This is a genomic window from Amycolatopsis rubida (assembly GCF_900115345.1).
GTDB lineage: Bacteria > Actinomycetota > Actinomycetes > Mycobacteriales > Pseudonocardiaceae > Amycolatopsis > Amycolatopsis rubida.
This window is the reverse complement of the sequence record NZ_FOWC01000045.1, coordinates 1-1,010: the sequence shown is the minus strand read 5'-3', so window position 1 is coordinate 1,010 and position 1,010 is coordinate 1. Positions and strand designations below refer to the sequence as shown.

At 68.0% G+C, this 1,010-nt stretch carries 1 protein-coding gene; it reads right to left on the bottom strand.

Annotated features, from left to right (window positions below):
* Positions 1-116: 116 nt before the first annotated feature.
* Positions 117-1,010, bottom strand: an 894-nt coding sequence (locus BM362_RS46040; protein ID WP_093577428.1) for an IS701 family transposase, incomplete at its 5' end; no start/stop codon positions are given.

The window sequence follows — 1,010 nt, the reverse complement described above, 5'->3', positions numbered from 1 at the left end:
CTACCGGCTCAAGCTTCGGCCCCCGACGTCCCGCGGCACCATCAGTCATGCCGCCAGAGCCTAACTGACGACGAATTAACGACGCAGGACACTAGTACTCCAGCTGTAGTTCGTGATCAGGCTGGTGGGGTGTGGGGTCGTCGCTGGTAGTGGCATAGGCGGGCTCGGTGTTGGTGTCCTCGGTGCCAGATCGACCAGGCCGGGATGTCGGTGGTGGTGTGGGTTGGTTCGAGGACGAGTTTGCTGTAGAGGTGCCTGATCTCGTTGCGTGTCAATGAGATCAGGCCCTGTTCCGTGTCGGTGCGGGCGTGGGCTGCGGTGATGGCGAGGAAGGCGTGGGCGAGCATCACCAGGGTCGTCCAGCGATACCAGGAGGTCCAGGTCCGGACCTGATGCTCGTCCAGCCCGGTGAGTTCTTTGCCGGTCTGGAAGGTCTCCTCGATGGTCCAGCGTCGTCCGGCGACCCGCGCCAGCTCGGCAAGCGACGCCGGGCGCGGGCTGTAGCAGCGGTAGAACGCGGTCTCGCCGGTGCGCCGGTTCCGGCGCATCAGCATCCAGCGCTGCCCGGGCTTCCCGGCCTGGCGCAGCCGGATGCGAGCCCACAGGCAGTAACGCCGCCCTTTCGCGCCGGCCCCGGCCGAGAGCTCCTGCCAGACCCGTTTCGGCCAGCCGTCTCGTCGGCGCGGGCGACGCGGTGCGGTGTCGGTGATGCGGTGATCGCAGGCCACGGCCAGCACGTAGGCCTGCTCCCGGTCCCCGAGCGGGTCGCGCAGGCCGGCGGCGTCCTTGCCGTAGGCCTCGTCCCCGGTCACCCACCCGGCCGGGAGGTAAAGCTCCCGATCGATGAAGATATGCCCGGCGGAGGTCGAATACACCACGAACACCGACATCTGCGAATTCCCGATCCGCCCCGCCGTGCCGGTGTACTGCCGCTGCACCCCGACCGTGCTGCCGCCCTTCTCGAGGCCCCCAGTCTCGTCGATGACCATCGCGTCCTGCTCGCCCAGGTT